Genomic DNA, 15,303 nt, shown 5'->3' on the forward strand with positions numbered 1-15,303 from the left:
GGGCGTGATGAGCGAACAGCCGAAGGCCGCGCCGGCGGACGCCCCCCTGGACGAACCCCTGGACGCGCTGCTGGACCGGGTCGAGGCCTGGATGCGGCACGACGTGGACGACGACGACGTCGACGAGCTCACGCGCCTGGTCGGCTACGCGACCGCCGACGACGGCGCCCGGCACCCCACGGCGCTGGCCGAGCTGCGCGACCGCTTCGCGGGAACCCTGCAGTTCGGCACCGCCGGGCTGCGCGGGGCGATGGCGTCGGGGCCGAACCGGATGAACCGCGCGGTCGTGATCGCCGCGGCCGCGGGCCTGGGGGCCTACCTGGGCGACGCGCTGGGTGGCGTGACCGACGGCACGTCGCCGCGGGTCGTCGTCGGGTACGACGCGCGGCACCGGTCGGCCACCTTCGCCCGGGACACCGCGGCGGTGCTGGTGGCCGGGGGCGCCGAGGTGATGCTGCTGCCCGGTCCCCTGCCGACGCCGGTGCTCGCGTTCGCGGTGCGGCACCTGGCGGCCGACGCCGGCGTCATGGTGACCGCGAGCCACAACCCGGCCGCCGACAACGGCTACAAGGTCTACCTCGGCGGACGGGTCGTCACGGACGCCGGTCAGGGCGCCCAGATCGTCCCTCCCCACGACGCGTTGATCGCCGAGCGGATCGCCGCGGCCGGTCCCGCCGACGAGGTCCCGCGTGCGCAGGACGGCTGGACGGTGCTCGGGCACGACGTGGTGGACGCTTACCTCGCCTCCGTGCGCGGCGTCGGCGCGAGCACGGCGACGGCCCCGGAGATCGCCGACCGGCTCCGGGTGGTCACGACGTCGTTGCACGGCGTCGGCGGCCGCACGCTCGCCCGCGCCCTCGCGGACGCCGGGTTCTCGCAGGTGGTCCCTGTGGAGGAGCAGGGATACCCCGACCCGGACTTCCCGTCGGTGTCGTTCCCCAACCCGGAGGAGCCCGGCGCGCTCGACATGGCGCTCGGCCTCGCCGTGGACACCGGTGCGGACCTGGTGATCGCCAACGACCCCGACGCCGACCGGTGCGCCGTCGCGGTGCTGGACGTCACCCAGGGCACGCACCTGGGGGTCGAGACCGCGCGGTCGAGCGGGTGGCGCATGCTGCACGGCGACGAGGTCGGGGCGCTCCTCGGGGCGGAGGCCGTGCGGCGTGCGGTCGCCGAGGGCGCCGGCGGCGTGGCTCCCGACGGCGCCACGGTCGCTTCCTCGGTGGTCTCCTCCCGGCTGCTGGGACGCCTCGCGGCAGCGGCCGGCGTCGCCCACGCGACGACGCTCACGGGCTTCAAGTGGATCTCGCGCACACCGGGCCTCGTGTTCGGCTACGAGGAGGCTCTCGGATACTGCGTCGACCCGGGGCACGTGCGCGACAAGGACGGCATCAGTGCCGCCGTCGTGGTCGCGTCGCTGGCGGCCCGGCTCAAGGCGGAGGGCCGGACCCTGGTCGACGCGCTCGACGACGTCGCGCGCGCGCACGGCCTGTGCGTGACCGACCAGCTGTCCGCCCGGTTCGACGACCTCGCGCAGATCCCGGCCACGATGGCCCGCCTGCGCTCGGCGCCGCCGACGTCGCTGGGCGGGTCACCGGTGCGGACGGTCGCCGACCTGTCGGACGGCTACGACGGCCTGCCGCCCACGGACGGGATGCTCCTGCTGGCCGACGACGACACGCGCGTCATCGTGCGGCCGTCCGGTACGGAACCCAAGGTCAAGTGCTACCTCGAGGTGGTCTCGCCCGTCCCGTCCGACGCGCCCCCGCTCCAGGTCGGCAAGGCCCGGGTCGCCGCGCACGAGCGTCTCGACGCGCTCAAGACCGAGCTGGCGGGCGCCCTCGGGCTCTCGTGAGCCCGGGCCGGCGTCAGAGGGCGGCGTCGTCCTGGGCGACGGCCGCGTTCCACTCGCCCTTGACGGCGCGCCACGCCTCGTCGTCGTGCCCGCGGCGCCAGTAGCCGGACGCCGACAGCCGGTCCGTGCCCACGCCCAGCTCGGCACGGACCCACCGGCGCAGCTCCCGGACGCACGACGCCTCGCCGTGCAGGAACGCGTGGGGGGCGCCGGCGGGCAGCTCCCCCGCGGCGTGCGCGGCCCGTACGGTCTCGACCAGGTCGGCGGAGCCGCGGTGGACCCACGTCAGGCGCAGGTCCGCCGCCGTGTCGATCGGCTGCTCGTCGGCCGGGCCGGGCACCTCGACGACGGCGTGCGCCGTCGTCCCGGCGGGCAACGACTCGATCGACGCGGCGATGGCGGGCAGCGCCGCGTCGTCCCCGACGAACAGGTGCCAGGGGGCGGTGAGGTCGGGGGCGTAGGTGCCGCCGGGGCCGAGGAACGTCACGTCCGCACCGGGGCGGACCTGCGCGGCCCAGGGCCCCGCGAGGCCTTCGTCGCCGTGGACGACGAAGTCGACGTCCCACTCGCCGTCGCGGACGGCACGGACCGTGTAGCTGCGCACGACCGGGCGAGCGTCCGGGGCCGGCGGCGGACCGACCACCAGCTTGAGGTACAGGTCCGTCGCGGCGGGGCGCTCGATCGCGTCCAGGTCCTCGCCGGCGAGGGTCAGCCGGACCATGTGCGGGGTCAGCCACCGGACGGCGGAGACGGTGGCGTGGTGCGGGGTGCGCTGGCGACGGGGAGACCTGTCGCGACGCTCGGTGGGGCCAGTCATCGTAGGTAAGCCTAACCTCCTCCCGGGTCGCTGGCCACGCCCTCCGCCGTCAGGCCCGTCCGAGCCGCCGGACGGTGGAACGCACGCACCACACGGCCGCCAGCAGGACCAGCGCCCCGGCGCCCAGCAGCACCACCAGGCCCGCACCCGCTGCGGCGTGCAGGGTCCACGCGAAGGCGGCCACCGTCAGCCACCCGCGTACGAACCAGGCCACCACCAGCAGGGTGGAGGCGTCCCCGCCCCCCGGAGCGCTCACCGGCGTGAAGAGCTCGGCCGGGACGGTCGTCGCCCCGGCGACCCAGCAGCGCACCGCGAGGGCGGTCACCCCCGCGCACCCGGCCGCCACCAGTGCGGTCGCCCCGTCGCCGGGCAGCCCCGCGACACCGCCGAGTACGGCGAGCCCCAGGCCCGCCGCGACGGACACGGCCCCGAGCAGCGTGGGCACCACGAGGTGCCCGCCCACGACACGCCCGACGCCCCCCGGCAGGAGGCCGCCGGGCCGGGGCTGGGACGCCATGTCGCGCAGCCCGCCCGCCCAGGCCGCCGACGCGGCGTACAGCACCACGGTCCCCAGGACGACGGCGAACGAGGAGCCCGGGCCGCCGGTGGGGACACCCAGGAGCACGAGCAGCGTGCCCCCGGCCCCGGCGAGCACGGAGCCCAGGACGGCCCCGAGCCGACGTCGCACACCCAGCAGGTCGCGCGCCACGAGCGGCGCCCGGCGCAGCAGCGGCGCCCAGAGGGTCCGGCGGCGGGCGCGCAGGCGGCGCGGACCGAGCAGCTCCGCCATCCCGGAGGCCTCCCCCGCCTCCAACGCCTGGGAGGTCGCCACCGTGCTGCGCTGGGCCGACGCGGTCGCGTCGACGTCGATCTCGGCCGGCAGCACGCGCAGCACGACCCACACGCTGACCACCGCCGCCGCGCCGGCGATCCCCAGCAGGCCCGCCCCAGGTCCGGTCGCCAAGGAGCACGCCGTCCCGCCGGCCACGTCGAGGCACGCGCTGCCGACGACGGCGCGCAGCCGGGGAGAGACGACCTCGAGCACGGGCGCCAGCACGCCGAGCCCGACCAGCACCCCGGCGGCCTGCAGGGCCCGCGGGCGCCACCGCGGACACTGTGCCGCCACGCCGAGCATCAACGGCACCTGGACCGCGACTGCCGCGACCAGCACCCAGCCGGCGACGTCGAGCGGGGTCGCCCCGTGCACCGGCTCGGCACCCCGGACCACACCGAGCGCCCCGGCCACGACGGCCGACGCCACGAAGCCGGCGACCACCGCCGCACCCGCGACGAGCAGCACGGCCCGCCGCCGGAGCACCACGACCGGCGGGAACTGACCAGCGAGCACGAACGTCGCCTCGGGCGGGCTGGTCCACAGCGGTCCGCCGGCCCGGGCCGCCGCGACCGCCAGCAGGCACACCAGACCCCCGAGGCAAAGCCCCACCACGACGAGGGCGTCGAAGGCGCCCGAGCTCCACCGGCCCACCGCCGCCACGGTCTCGCGCTGCCCCAGGGGCAGCCCCGTCCGGGCCAGCGCCGACCACAGGATCGGCCCGTAGACGAGCGCGAGCAGGACGACGCCGTAGACGAGGTAGACCCGCTCACCGGCGTCACCGCCGTCGGCCGTCGCGCGGGCGAGCGCGGAACGCCGGCGCACCCGGGTCATCCACCGCCGCCACGGCGGGTAGGCCACCCGCAGCACTTCCGCGGCCTCGCCGCCGTCGGCCTGCGTGTCGTCGGCCTCGGCGTCGGCGATGCCGCTCATCGCCGACCCGGTGCCGACAGCTCGACCACCGCGCCGCGGGCCGCGACGTCGTCACGCAGGTCACCGTCGTGGGTGGCGACGAGCAGGGTGCGCCCCTCGTCGAGCGCCCGCCCCACCAGGCGGCGGGCGACGGCGCGCCACCGGGCGTCGAGGCGCTGCTCGGGCTCGTCGAGCAGGACGAGCCGGGCGGGCCGATACAGCGTGGTCGCCAGCGCGAACAGCTGCCCCTCCCCCGAGGACAGCTCGGAGGGAAACTGGTCGCGCACGCGGTCCAGCTCCGCCTCGGCGAGGACGTCGTCCACGTCGGGCAGCGTGTGCCGACCGGCCCAGGCCGAGCCGACGAGGCGCAGGTGCTCTGCCACGGTCAGGTCGCGGTAGGTGGGCAACCCGCCGAGCAGGAGCGTGATGTCCTCGCGGCGGCGCAACCGGGCTCGCCCGGCCGGCAGACCCAGCGTGCGCACCCGGCCCGACGTCGGCTCGTCGGTGCCCGCCACGAGCCGCAGGAGCGTGGACTTGCCGCTGCCGTTCGCGCCCACGACGGCGGCGGCCTCGCCCGCGCGGAGAAGCAGGGACGTCGGGTCGAGGACCTGCACGCTGCCGTGCGTGCGCGTGGCCTCGTGCACGTCGACGAGCAGGTCCTCCGGGTCGGCGCTGGTCATGGCGCCGACGCTAGCAGCCGGTCAGTACCCGCCGACGCCCCGGGGCGCCGCGTCGCGCACCGCGCCACCGTCGTCGTCGAAGCCCGCCAGGACGGCCGCCGTACCGGACAGCCCGAGCCGCGTGGCACCCGCCGCGATCATCTCCAGGGCGCTGTCGAGCGTGCGCACGCCGCCGGACGCCTTGATCCCGAGCCGGCCACCCACCGTCCGTGCCATCAGCCCCACGGCGTGCACGGTGGCACCCCCGGCCGGGTGGAACCCCGTGGAGGTCTTGACGAAGTCCGCACCCGCGGTCTCCGCGGCCCGGCACACCGCGACGATCTCCTCGTCGTCCAGCGCGGCGGACTCGATGATCACCTTGAGAACCTTGTCGGCGGGCACCGCGGCCCGCACGGCCGCGACGTCGGCCTGCACCAGGTCGAACCCGCCGGCCTTGGCGGCCCCGACGTCGATGACCATGTCGACCTCGTCGGCGCCGTCGAGCACGGCACGGGCGGCCTCGGCCGCCTTGACGTCGCTCGCGTGCTTGCCCGACGGGAACCCGCACACGGTCGCGACGGCGAGGCGCCCGGCCGCCGTCTCGGCGGCGTGCGCCACGAACGTCGGCGAGACGCAGACGGAGAAGACGCCGAGCCCGGCGCCCTCCTCGACGAGCGCCGTCACGTCGGCCGACGTCGCCTCGGGCTTGAGCAGGGTGTGGTCGACGTAGCGGGCCAGCTCGTCGGGCGTCGTCGGCACCGTCGGTGTCACGTCCTCGGCGTTCATCGGACAGCCCCCTCGATCTTCTGGTAGCCGGGCAGGATCAGCTCGTCGACGAGGTCACGGCGCTCGTCGTGGTGCATGAACGCGCTCCACGCCGCCGTGAGGGTCACGTCCGCGAGGTCGTCGATGGTCCAGCCCGCCTCCGAGACGAGCCGTCGCATCTCGTGCGACATCGACGTGCGGGACATCAGCCGGTTGTCGGTGTTGAGGGTCACCGCGAACTCCAGCTCCTTGAGCCGGGTGATGGGGTGCTCGGCGATCGACGTCGCGGCGCCCGTCTGCAGGTTCGACACCGGGCAGACCTCGAGGGCGATCTGGTGGTCGCGGACCCAGTGGGCCAGCTCACCGAGCTCGGCGGTGCCGGCCTCGTGGTCCACCGTGATGTCGTCGGCGATGCGCACACCGTGACCGATGCGGTCGGCCTGCCCCAGGTGCACGGCCTGGGCGATCGACTCCAGCCCGGCGGCCTCGCCGGCGTGGATCGTCGTCGGGAAGTTGTGCTCGGCCAGGAAGCGCCACACCTCGGCGTGCCGGTCCGGCGGGAACCCGTCCTCCGGTCCGGCGATGTCGAAGCCGACGGCCCCGGCGCCGCGGTAGGCCACCGCCAGCTCGGCGATCTCGATCCACCGGTCCGTGTGCCGCATGGCGGTGACGAGCTGGCCGACGCGGATGGTCCGTCCCGTGGCCGCCGCCTCGCGCACCCCTTCGTCGATCCCCGCCTGCACGGCCTCGACCGTCTCCGGCAGGCTCATCCCCCGCCCCAGGTGCTGCTCGGGCGCCCACCGCTGCTCGGCGTACACGACGCCGTCGGCGGCCAGGTCCAGCACGGCCTCCTTCGCGACCCGCGCGAGCGCCTCGGGCGTCTGCATCACCGCAAGGGTGTGGTCGAACGTCTCGAGGTAGCGCGGCAGCGACCCGGAGTCAGCGGCGTCACGGAACCAGGTGCCCAGCGACTCGGCGTCGTCGGCCGGGAGCTCGTGGCCCACCTCGGCGGCCAGCTCGAGCACCGTCTGCGGGCGCAGACCGCCGTCGAGGTGGTCGTGGAGGAGGACCTTGGGAAGGTCGGGGATCGCGTCGAGGAGGGCTTGCGTCATGGGCCCCAACCTACCGGTTCAGGCCGTGTCCGGGTCCTCGTCGGGGGTGGGGACGATGCTCGCCTGCTCGGCGACGTCGGCCTCCGCGGCCTCCCCGTCCAGGTCGGGGCGCGGCGTGTCGGGCCGGTACTCGTCGGTCTCTGCCTCGTGCTCGGGGACGGGGTCGGTCGCCCTCGCCTCCTCCACGAGGCTCGTGGTCTCGTCGGGCGCTTCCAGGCCGGCGTCACGCCAGGCGTCGGACGGTGTCGTACTCATGCATCCATGCTGGCGCCGATCACCGCTCCTCGCGAGGCAGGACCGCCCACACGACGTGCGGCCAGCCACCGAGCGCCCGTCGGCGGCTCGCCCGCATCCCCGGTGCCCCGTCGACGCTCCGCAGCGCGCCGACCGGCAGGGCGTGCAGCGCGCCCGACGACGGCTCGTACAGCGTCGCCGTCGGGCCAGTCGCGCCGGTCCGCACCGCCGTGAGGAGGACCACGTGCCGCGGGACCGCCGTCGTCGCGCCGTGACCGAGGTCTCCACCGGTGTACAGCGGCACCGGGATCCCTGCCGACGCCGCGTCGACGGCCGCGCGCAGCACGGCCCGCGGCCCCGTGGACGGCTCCTGGCTCCCCACCACCCGGTGCGTGTAGCGCACCGGTCCGTACCGCGCGGCGCGCGCCGCACCCCACGGCGGGGTGCCCAGGCGCCGGGGCCAGACCCGCCGGGTGCGGGCCTGGGTGGCGCGCTGCAGCGCGGCGAACCCGTGCCCCGCACCACGGGGGTCCCGGGCGAGGGCGAGCGTTGCCGCCGGGTCGCCCGCCAGGCGGAGCATCGCGAGCACCGCCGCCCCGCACGTGGTCTCGTCGACCTGGCGCGCCTCGGGGGCGAGCAGCGTGGGCCGCGCGCCCGGCCGGGCGGCACCGACCAGCTCAGGCAGGAGCACGGGCACCGGCCGACCGGGGCGCGGGGCCGCCTGGGCCCGTCCGAGCGGGTCGAGCACACGCGCGCGGACCACCGGGTCGATGCCCCGCAGCGCGGTCTCCACGGGGTACGGGACGTGCGGCGCGGTGCGCGCGCCCGCGGGCAGCCGCGGCACGGGGCCGCAGAACAGCCCCACGGCCTCCAGCACGTCGGTCAGCCGCTGCGCGTCGTGCCGCCCCCGCACCGTGTGCGCCGTGTCAGTGGATCCGGTCGAGGACGACCGGTCGCCGCGGCACCGACGTGCCCGACGGCGCGACCCGCCAACCGTCCTCGAGCGCTGCCCGGGCTCGGTCGAACCGTTCCGGGGTGTCGGTGTGCAGCGTCATGACGGCCTGGCCGGCGACGACCTGCTCGCCGGGACGGACATGGATCTCCACACCGGCGCCCGCCTGCACGGGGTCCTCCTTGCGCGAGCGCCCCGCGCCGAGACGCCACGCCGCCACGCCCACGGCGTAGGCGTCGAGCTCGGCCAGCACGCCGTCGCGGTCGGCGCGCACCGTCTCGGTGTGCTCGGCCACCGGCAGCTCCGCGTCCGGGTCGCCGCCCTGGGCGCTGATCATCCGACGCCAGGCGTCCATCGCCCGGCCGTCGCCGAGCGCGGCGCGGACCTCGTCCTCGCCGGTGGGCCGGCCCGCGGCGTCCAGCATCTCCACGGCCAGCGCCACGGTGAGGTCGACGACGTCGGCCGGGCCGCCGCCGGCGAGCACCTCGACGGACTCACGGACCTCCAGGGCGTTGCCCGCCGTGCGGCCCAGCGGCACGGACATGTCCGTCAGCAGCGCGACCGTGCGCACCCCGGCGTCGGTGCCCAGCGCGACCATCGTGCGGGCCAGCTCCCGCGCCTGATCCGCGTCCTTCATGAAGGCCCCGGAACCGACCTTGACGTCCAGCACCAGCGCGCCCGTGCCCTCGGCGATCTTCTTGGACATGATGGAGCTCGCGATGAGGGGTATCGACTCGACCGTCCCCGTGACGTCCCGTAGCGCGTAGAGCTTCTTGTCCGCCGGCGCCAGTCCGGCACCCGCCGCACAGATCACGGCGCCGACGTCCTCGAGCTGGGCGAGCATCTCGTCGTTGCTCAGGGCGGCACGCCAGCCCGGGATCGACTCCAGCTTGTCCAGGGTGCCCCCGGTGTGCCCCAGGCCGCGGCCCGAGAGCTGCGGGACCGCCACCCCGAACGCCGCGACGAGCGGGGCCAGCGGCAGGGTGATCTTGTCGCCCACCCCACCGGTGGAGTGCTTGTCCGCCGTCGGGCGCGACAGCCCGGAGAAGTCCATCCGCTCGCCGGAGTCGATCATGGCCCGCGTCCACCCGGCGACCTCGTCGCGGCTCATCCCGTTGAGCAGGATCGCCATCGCCAGGGACGACATCTGCTCCTCAGCGACGGCGCCGCGCGTGTAGGCGTCCACGACCCAGTCGATCTGCGCGGCGGTCAAGGGGGACCGGTCGCGCTTGGTCCGGATGACGTCCACGACGTCGAAGGCTTCGTTCATCGGTTCAGGTCCTCCGCGCCGAACGCCTGGGGCAGCATCTCGGCCATGGTGACGACGCCGCGTGGCGTCTCGACGAGCAGCTCGGCTCCGCCGTGCTCCCACAGGAGCTGGCGGCACCGGCCGCAGGGGGTCAGGAGCTCGCCGTCCCCGGCCACGCAGGTGAACGCCGTCAGGCGGCCTCCGCCGCCGGTGACGAGCGCGGAGACCAGCGAGCACTCGGCGCAGAGCGTCACGCCGTAGCCCGCGTTCTCCACGTTGCACCCGACCAGCAGCCGGCCGTCGTCGGCGTAGGCCGCCGCCCCGACCGGGAAGCCCGAGTACGGGACGTAGGCACGCCGGGAGACGTCACGGGCGGCGGAACGCAGCGCGTCCCAGTCCACGACGAGCTCGTGCGGGGCCACCGCTACTCCTTGGTATACGGGGTCGCCAGCGCCGCCGGCGGCCGGGACCGGCCCACCAGACCCGCCACCGCGAACAGCGTGACGATGTACGGCAGCATCAGCATGAACTGGCTCGGCACCGGGGAGCCCACCACGGAGAGCACGTTCTGCAAGTTGGTCGCGAACCCGAAGAGCAGGCCGGCCAGCGCCGCACGGATCGGGTTCCACTTGCCGAAGATCATCGCAGCCAGCGCGATGAAGCCCGCTCCTGCCGTCATCTCGCGGTTGAACTGGTTGATGGACACCACGGTGTAGAAGGCCCCGCCCATGCCGCCGATCGCGCCGGCGACCAGCAGGGCCCGGTAGCGGGTGCGGAGCACCCCGATGCCGACGGTGTCCGCCGCGCGGGGGTGCTCCCCGACGGCCCGCAGGCGCAGACCCCACCGCGTGCGGAAGAGCGCGAACCACACGCCCGGGACCATGAGGTACATCAGGTAGACGACGATCGTCTGGTCGAACAGGACCGGACCGATGACGGGGATGCGGTCCAGCAGCGGGATGGGGATGCGCTCGAACCGCGTCGTGGCGTTGAGGGCCTCGGTGTTCGGCACGAGCACGAGCGAGTAGAAGAAGCTCGTCAGGCCGATGACCAGCACGTTGAGCACCACACCGACGATGATCTGGTTGACGCGGTAGGTGATCGAGAACAGCGCCAGGACCAGGGACACGAGGGCCGAGGCGGCCATCGCGGCGATCAGTCCGACCCACGGACTGTTGGTCAGGGAACCGGCGACCGCGGCGGTGAACGCCCCGGCCAGGAGGTTGGACTCGATGGCGATGTTGATCACGCCCGAGCGCTCGCCGATGACACCGGTCATGGCGCCGTAGACCAGCGGCACCGACAGCACCAGCGCACCACCCAGCAGCCCGACGACCGACAGGTCCCGCGGACTACCCGCCGCGGCCCAGGCGAGGAAACCGATCAGCAGCGCCGCGGAGTACAGGCCGACCACCCAGGGCGGCGTCCTCCGGCGGGCACCGGTGGCCATCGCGGAGACGACCACGAGGACGGCGGCGAGCGCCCCGCACAGCCAGGCCGTCAGCATCCCCGGGACGACGTAGACCGGGATCTGGAAGAAGTCGCTGGGCGTCGACAGCGCGAAGCGCGCGCTGCCCTCGTGCGGCACGAGGAGCAGGAGCACGGCGTAGAGGGCCAGGACCACGCCCAGGGCGACGGTCGTTTTCCGGGAGACCGTGCTGACCCGGCGCGGAGCGTCCTGCGCCTCGGCGGGTGCGGAACCGACGGTGGGTGCGGTCATGCCGACACCTCCTTCGCGGCCGTCGTCGGCCGCTTCTTCTTCGAGGCCTTGCCCGGCTGCGGCAGGCGGAAGATGGCCCGCACCAGCGGTGGCGCGGCGATGAACAGCACGATCAGCGACTGGACGACGAGCACGATCTCGATCGGGATGCCCTCGGCGGCCTGCATTGCCGAACCGCCGGCCTTGAAGGCACCGAAGAGGATGCCGGCACCCAGCACGCCGATCGGGTTGGAGTTCCCGAGGAGTGCGACGGTGATGGCGTCGAAGCCGATCCCGGCGTCGATGTCGGCGCCGAAGCCGGTGGTCGAGGTGCCGAGCACCTGCGAGACGCCGGCCAGGCCGACGAGCGCACCCGCCACCAGCATCACCGACACGGTTGCGCGGGAGACGTCGATGCCCGCCACCCGGGCGGCTCGCGCGTTCTCTCCGACGGCGCGGTAGGAGAAGCCCACGGCCGAACGGTTCAGGATCCACCACACGACCGCGACGGCCACCAGCGCGAGGACGAAGCCCCAGTGCAGCGGGTAACGCTCGCCCAGGAGCGGCGGCAGGATGGCCGACTCCTGCATCGGGGGCGTCCGCGGGTTCCCGGAGCCCGGCGCCTGCATGAGCCCGGGTGTCGCGAGGAAGTACGACAAGAGGTAGTACGCGACGTAGTTGAGCATGATCGTCACGATGACCTCGTGGGCACCGGTGCGCGCCTTGAGCAGACCGGCGATGCCCGCCCAGAGCGCACCGGCGAGCATGCCCGCCACGACGGCCAGGATCAGGTGCAGGGGGAAGGGAACGCCGGTCACGCCGAAGCCGATCCAGCCGGCCGCGCTGGCTGCCATGAGCATCTGGCCCTGACCACCGATGTTGAGCAGCCCCGCCTTGAACGCGATGGCCACGCCCAGCCCCGCCGCGATGAGCGGCGTGGCGTTGGTGAGCGTCTGGGTCAGGGGCCTGATCCCGGCGGCGAAGGTGTCCGCCCGGAAGTTGTAGACGGCGCCCTGGAACAGGGCGGAGTACGCACCGCTGACAGCCTGCCCGACCGCGGCGAAGGTGTCGGCCGGCCGGGAGAAGAAGTACCCGGCCGCGTCCTGGACGGCCTCGTCGGTGACCACGATCATCAGCGACCCGGCGAGGACCGCGAGGAGCACGGCGCCGAGCGAGACCGCCCAGCCTCCCGAGGCGATCCGGCGCAGCGCGTCCTGCCACCGGTCGTCCAACTCCTGGTCGACCGTCCCGACCTCCCGGGCGCGCTCCTGCTGGAGCTCCTCGGCCAGCCCCGGCTCGGCGGCCGGGTCGACCTGCTCGAGCTGCTCGTCGAGGGGGTCCTCGGACGACTCTGGCGAGCGCTTCGGCGTGTCGCTCACGCGGCGTCTCCTTCGCTGGTCTCGGGCGCGATGCCGGCCATCATCAGGCCGAGCACGTCGCGGGGGGTGCCCGCCGGGACGATGCCGACCACCTTGCCGCGGTACATGACCATGATCCGGTCGGCGAGCGCCACGGCCTCGTCCAGCTCCGTGGAGACCACGACCACGGGGATGCCCGCGTCCCGGGTCGCCACGACCTGCTGGTGGATGAACTCGATGGAGCCGACGTCGACGCCACGCGTGGGCTGCGCAGCGACGAACAGGCGCAGGTCTCGCGAGAGCTCACGCGCCAGGACGACCTTCTGCTGGTTGCCACCGGAGAGCCGGCCCACCGGGAGGTCGATACCCGTCGTGCGCACGTCGTACTGCCGCACCTTCTCACGGGCGAACTCGTCGCGGGCAGCGAGCTGCAGCGACCCGGCGCGCACGAACGGCGGCCCGTCGGTCCGGTCCAGCACCAGGTTCTCGGCGATGGTGAACTCGCCGACCAGCCCGTCGGTGCTGCGGTCCTCGGGCACGAACCCGACCCCGGCGTCCAGCACCTGGCGCACGGACCGTCCGACCAGCTCCGCACCGTCCAGCCTCACGGAACCGGTCACGTTCTCCTGGAGGCCGAGGATCGCCTCGGTGAGCTCGGTCTGGCCGTTGCCCTGGACGCCGGCGACCACCAGCACCTCACCACCGCGCACGGTGAAGCTGACGCCGTCGACGACCACCTGGCCGTCGGGCTGGGCGACGACGAGGTCCGACACGTCCAGCGCGTTGTCGCGCGGGCGGGCGGGCTCCTTGTGGACCGTCAGCTCGACGGCGCGCCCGACCATGAGGGCGGCGAGCTCGTTGTCGGACGCCGTGGGCTCCGCCTCGCCGACGACCTTGCCGTGCCGGACGACGGTGATGCGGTCGGCGACCTCGCGGACCTCGCGGAGCTTGTGGGTGATGAAGACGATCGCGGTGCCCTCGTCGCGGAGCTGACGCATGATCATCATGAGCTCGTCGGTCTCCTGCGGGGTGAGCACCGCCGTCGGCTCGTCGAAGACGAGGACGCGCGCGTCCCTGCTCAGCGCCTTGATGATCTCCACGCGCTGCTGGACGCCGACGGGCAGGTCCTCGACGAGCTGGTCGGGGTCGACGTGGAAGCCGAAGCGGGCTGCGGTGTCGCGCACGGCGGCACGCGCGGACTCCAGGTCGAGCACCCCCGCGCCCCGGGTCTCCTCGTGCCCGAGCATGACGTTCTCGGCGACCGTGAACACCGGCACCAGCATGAAGTGCTGGTGGACCATGCCGATGCCGGCTGCCATCGCGTCCCCGGGACCGGCGAAGTCCTGGACCTCGCCGTCGAGGACGATCTCGCCCTCGTCGGCCGAGTAGAGCCCGTAGAGCACGTTCATCAGGGTGGACTTGCCCGCCCCGTTCTCACCGAGGAGGCAATGGATCTCCCCGGGCTCGACCACCAGGTCGATGTGGTCGTTGGCCACCAGCGCACCGAAGCGCTTGGTGATGCCTCGCAGCTCGAGCCTCATCGCGGTGCGTCCACCCTTCCTCACGATCCCCTGGTCAGCCTAGGCCGGACGTGGCGGCGGGACACGGGGGGACCCCGTGTCCCGCCGCCACGGCGGTCGAACTCAGTCCGCGGTCACTGGTCCAGGTAGGACGTGACCTCGAGCTCGCCGTCGATAATCTGCTGCCGCAGATCGTCGACCTCGGTCACGAGCTCCGGGTCGACCTTGTCCTCGAAGTCGTGCAGCGGGGCCAGGCCCACGCCCTCGTTCTCCAAGGTGCCGACGTAGGCCTCCGGGTCGAAGGAGCCCTCGCCGGACGAGAGCACGGCCTCGTAGGTGGAGACGTCCATCTTCTTGAGGATCGACGTGAGCACGTACGGCTGCGTGGTCGGGTCCGTCTCGTAGAAGTCGGCGTCCACGCCGACGAGCGCGACGTCGCGGCCGGAGTCCTCGATCGCGGCGATGGCGGACTGGTAGATCGGGCCACCGACGGGCAGGATCACGTCGACACCCTGGTCCAGGATGTTCTTGGCCGTGGTCTTCGCGGTCTCGTTGGCCGCGAACCCGCCCGTGAAGGCACCGTCCTCGCCGCCCTCGTAGCCGATGACCTCGACGTCGGCGCCGTTGACCTCGTTGTAGTGCTCCACGCCCTGCTTGAAGCCGTCCATGAAGATCGTGACGGTCGGGAACGGCTGGCCGCCGAACGTGCCGACCTTGCCCGCCTCCGAATATCCCGCCGAGAGGTAGCCGGCGAGGAACGCCGCCTCGGCCGTGTTGTAGAGCAGCGGCTTGACGTTCTCCGCGTCCTTCTCGCCGTCGAAGTCGTTGTCCGCGGCGTCGTCGACCAGGATGTAGTCGGTCTCCGGGTTGGAGTTCGCGGACTCGACCGTGGCCGGCGACAGCGCGAACCCGACGGCGACGATGGCGTTGCAGCCCTGGTCCACGAGCGACTGCACGTTGGGCTCGTAGTCGGTCTCCGACTGCGACTGGACCTCGCGGAACGCCGCGCCCAGCTCGTCGGCGGCCTTCTTGGCGCCCTCGTAGCTGAGCTGGTTGAAGCTCTTGTCGTCGAACCCGCCCTCGTCCGAGACGATGCAGGTCGTGAAGTCGGACTCCGCCGCAGCGGTCTCGGTCGATTCCCCGGTGGTCTCCTCGGGGGCCGAGCCGCACGCCGCGAGGGTCAGCGCGGCGGCACCGGCGAGGGCGGTGAGCTGGATGGCTCTCTTCACCTGTCACTCCTGTCGATGAGGGTGGGTGAGGGCGGGCGCACGCCCGTCTCACGATCAGAGACGGCAAGCGTAACCACCGCTCGGCGTTCCCGATGCTGTCAGGACCTCCC

General features: G+C 73.9%; 14 protein-coding genes. 1 reads left to right on the top strand and 13 read right to left on the bottom strand.

Annotated elements, in window-relative coordinates:
• The first annotated feature begins 7 nt into the window (after window positions 1-7).
• Window positions 8-1,855, top strand: a complete 1,848-nt coding sequence (locus tag AC3RJ8_RS12115; protein WP_489712864.1) for a phospho-sugar mutase — start codon at window positions 8-10, stop codon at window positions 1,853-1,855.
• A 13-nt stretch (window positions 1,856-1,868) separates the two neighbouring features.
• On the opposite strand, the gene AC3RJ8_RS12120 is transcribed toward AC3RJ8_RS12115, so the two are convergent.
• From AC3RJ8_RS12120 to AC3RJ8_RS12180, 13 genes are all read right to left on the bottom strand, one after another.
• Window positions 1,869-2,672: a siderophore-interacting protein gene (locus tag AC3RJ8_RS12120; RefSeq protein WP_489712865.1), complete on the bottom strand. Its 804-nt coding sequence runs from the start codon at window positions 2,670-2,672 to the stop codon at window positions 1,869-1,871.
• A gap of 49 nt (window positions 2,673-2,721) precedes the next feature.
• The gene (locus AC3RJ8_RS12125) at window positions 2,722-4,437 is read right to left on the bottom strand and encodes a hypothetical protein (RefSeq protein WP_489712866.1); all 1,716 of its coding nucleotides are present in this window, start codon (window positions 4,435-4,437) and stop codon (window positions 2,722-2,724) included.
• Complete coding sequence (locus AC3RJ8_RS12130) at window positions 4,434-5,096, bottom strand: ABC transporter ATP-binding protein (protein ID WP_489712867.1); 663 nt, start codon at window positions 5,094-5,096, stop codon at window positions 4,434-4,436. Before AC3RJ8_RS12130 ends, AC3RJ8_RS12125 begins: the two co-directional genes overlap by 4 nt.
• A gap of 21 nt (window positions 5,097-5,117) precedes the next feature.
• On the bottom strand, window positions 5,118-5,861 hold the full coding sequence (gene deoC, locus AC3RJ8_RS12135; RefSeq protein ID WP_489712868.1) for a deoxyribose-phosphate aldolase: 744 nt from the start codon (window positions 5,859-5,861) through the stop codon (window positions 5,118-5,120).
• Window positions 5,858-6,952: an adenosine deaminase gene (locus tag AC3RJ8_RS12140; RefSeq protein WP_489712869.1), complete on the bottom strand. Its 1,095-nt coding sequence runs from the start codon at window positions 6,950-6,952 to the stop codon at window positions 5,858-5,860. The genes deoC and AC3RJ8_RS12140 overlap by 4 nt, the downstream gene beginning before the upstream one ends.
• 18 nt (window positions 6,953-6,970) lie before the next feature.
• The gene (locus AC3RJ8_RS12145) at window positions 6,971-7,207 is read right to left on the bottom strand and encodes a hypothetical protein (protein WP_489712870.1); all 237 of its coding nucleotides are present in this window, start codon (window positions 7,205-7,207) and stop codon (window positions 6,971-6,973) included.
• A gap of 19 nt (window positions 7,208-7,226) precedes the next feature.
• Window positions 7,227-8,099, bottom strand: a complete 873-nt coding sequence (locus AC3RJ8_RS12150) for a hypothetical protein (protein WP_489712871.1) — start codon at window positions 8,097-8,099, stop codon at window positions 7,227-7,229.
• Window positions 8,100-8,112: 13 nt separating this feature from the next.
• Window positions 8,113-9,408 (bottom strand): thymidine phosphorylase, encoded by a 1,296-nt coding sequence (locus AC3RJ8_RS12155; RefSeq protein ID WP_489712872.1) that lies wholly within the window; start codon window positions 9,406-9,408, stop codon window positions 8,113-8,115.
• Window positions 9,405-9,809, bottom strand: a complete 405-nt coding sequence (locus AC3RJ8_RS12160) for a cytidine deaminase (protein WP_489712873.1) — start codon at window positions 9,807-9,809, stop codon at window positions 9,405-9,407. The genes AC3RJ8_RS12155 and AC3RJ8_RS12160 overlap by 4 nt, the downstream gene beginning before the upstream one ends.
• 2 nt (window positions 9,810-9,811) lie before the next feature.
• Window positions 9,812-11,107, bottom strand: a complete 1,296-nt coding sequence (locus AC3RJ8_RS12165) for an ABC transporter permease (protein ID WP_489712874.1) — start codon at window positions 11,105-11,107, stop codon at window positions 9,812-9,814.
• Complete coding sequence (locus tag AC3RJ8_RS12170; RefSeq protein WP_489712875.1) at window positions 11,104-12,465, bottom strand: ABC transporter permease; 1,362 nt, start codon at window positions 12,463-12,465, stop codon at window positions 11,104-11,106. The genes AC3RJ8_RS12165 and AC3RJ8_RS12170 overlap by 4 nt, the downstream gene beginning before the upstream one ends.
• The gene (locus AC3RJ8_RS12175) at window positions 12,462-13,985 is read right to left on the bottom strand and encodes an ABC transporter ATP-binding protein (RefSeq protein WP_489712876.1); all 1,524 of its coding nucleotides are present in this window, start codon (window positions 13,983-13,985) and stop codon (window positions 12,462-12,464) included. Before AC3RJ8_RS12175 ends, AC3RJ8_RS12170 begins: the two co-directional genes overlap by 4 nt.
• Window positions 13,986-14,098: 113 nt before the next feature.
• Entirely contained in the window at window positions 14,099-15,193 is a 1,095-nt protein-coding gene (locus tag AC3RJ8_RS12180; RefSeq protein WP_489712877.1) for a BMP family lipoprotein, read from the bottom strand.
• Between the last annotated feature and the right edge of the window lie 110 nt (window positions 15,194-15,303).

The organism is Isoptericola sp. MSGPD8_1_ISO-PGPR-S23-394 (assembly GCF_058072785.1).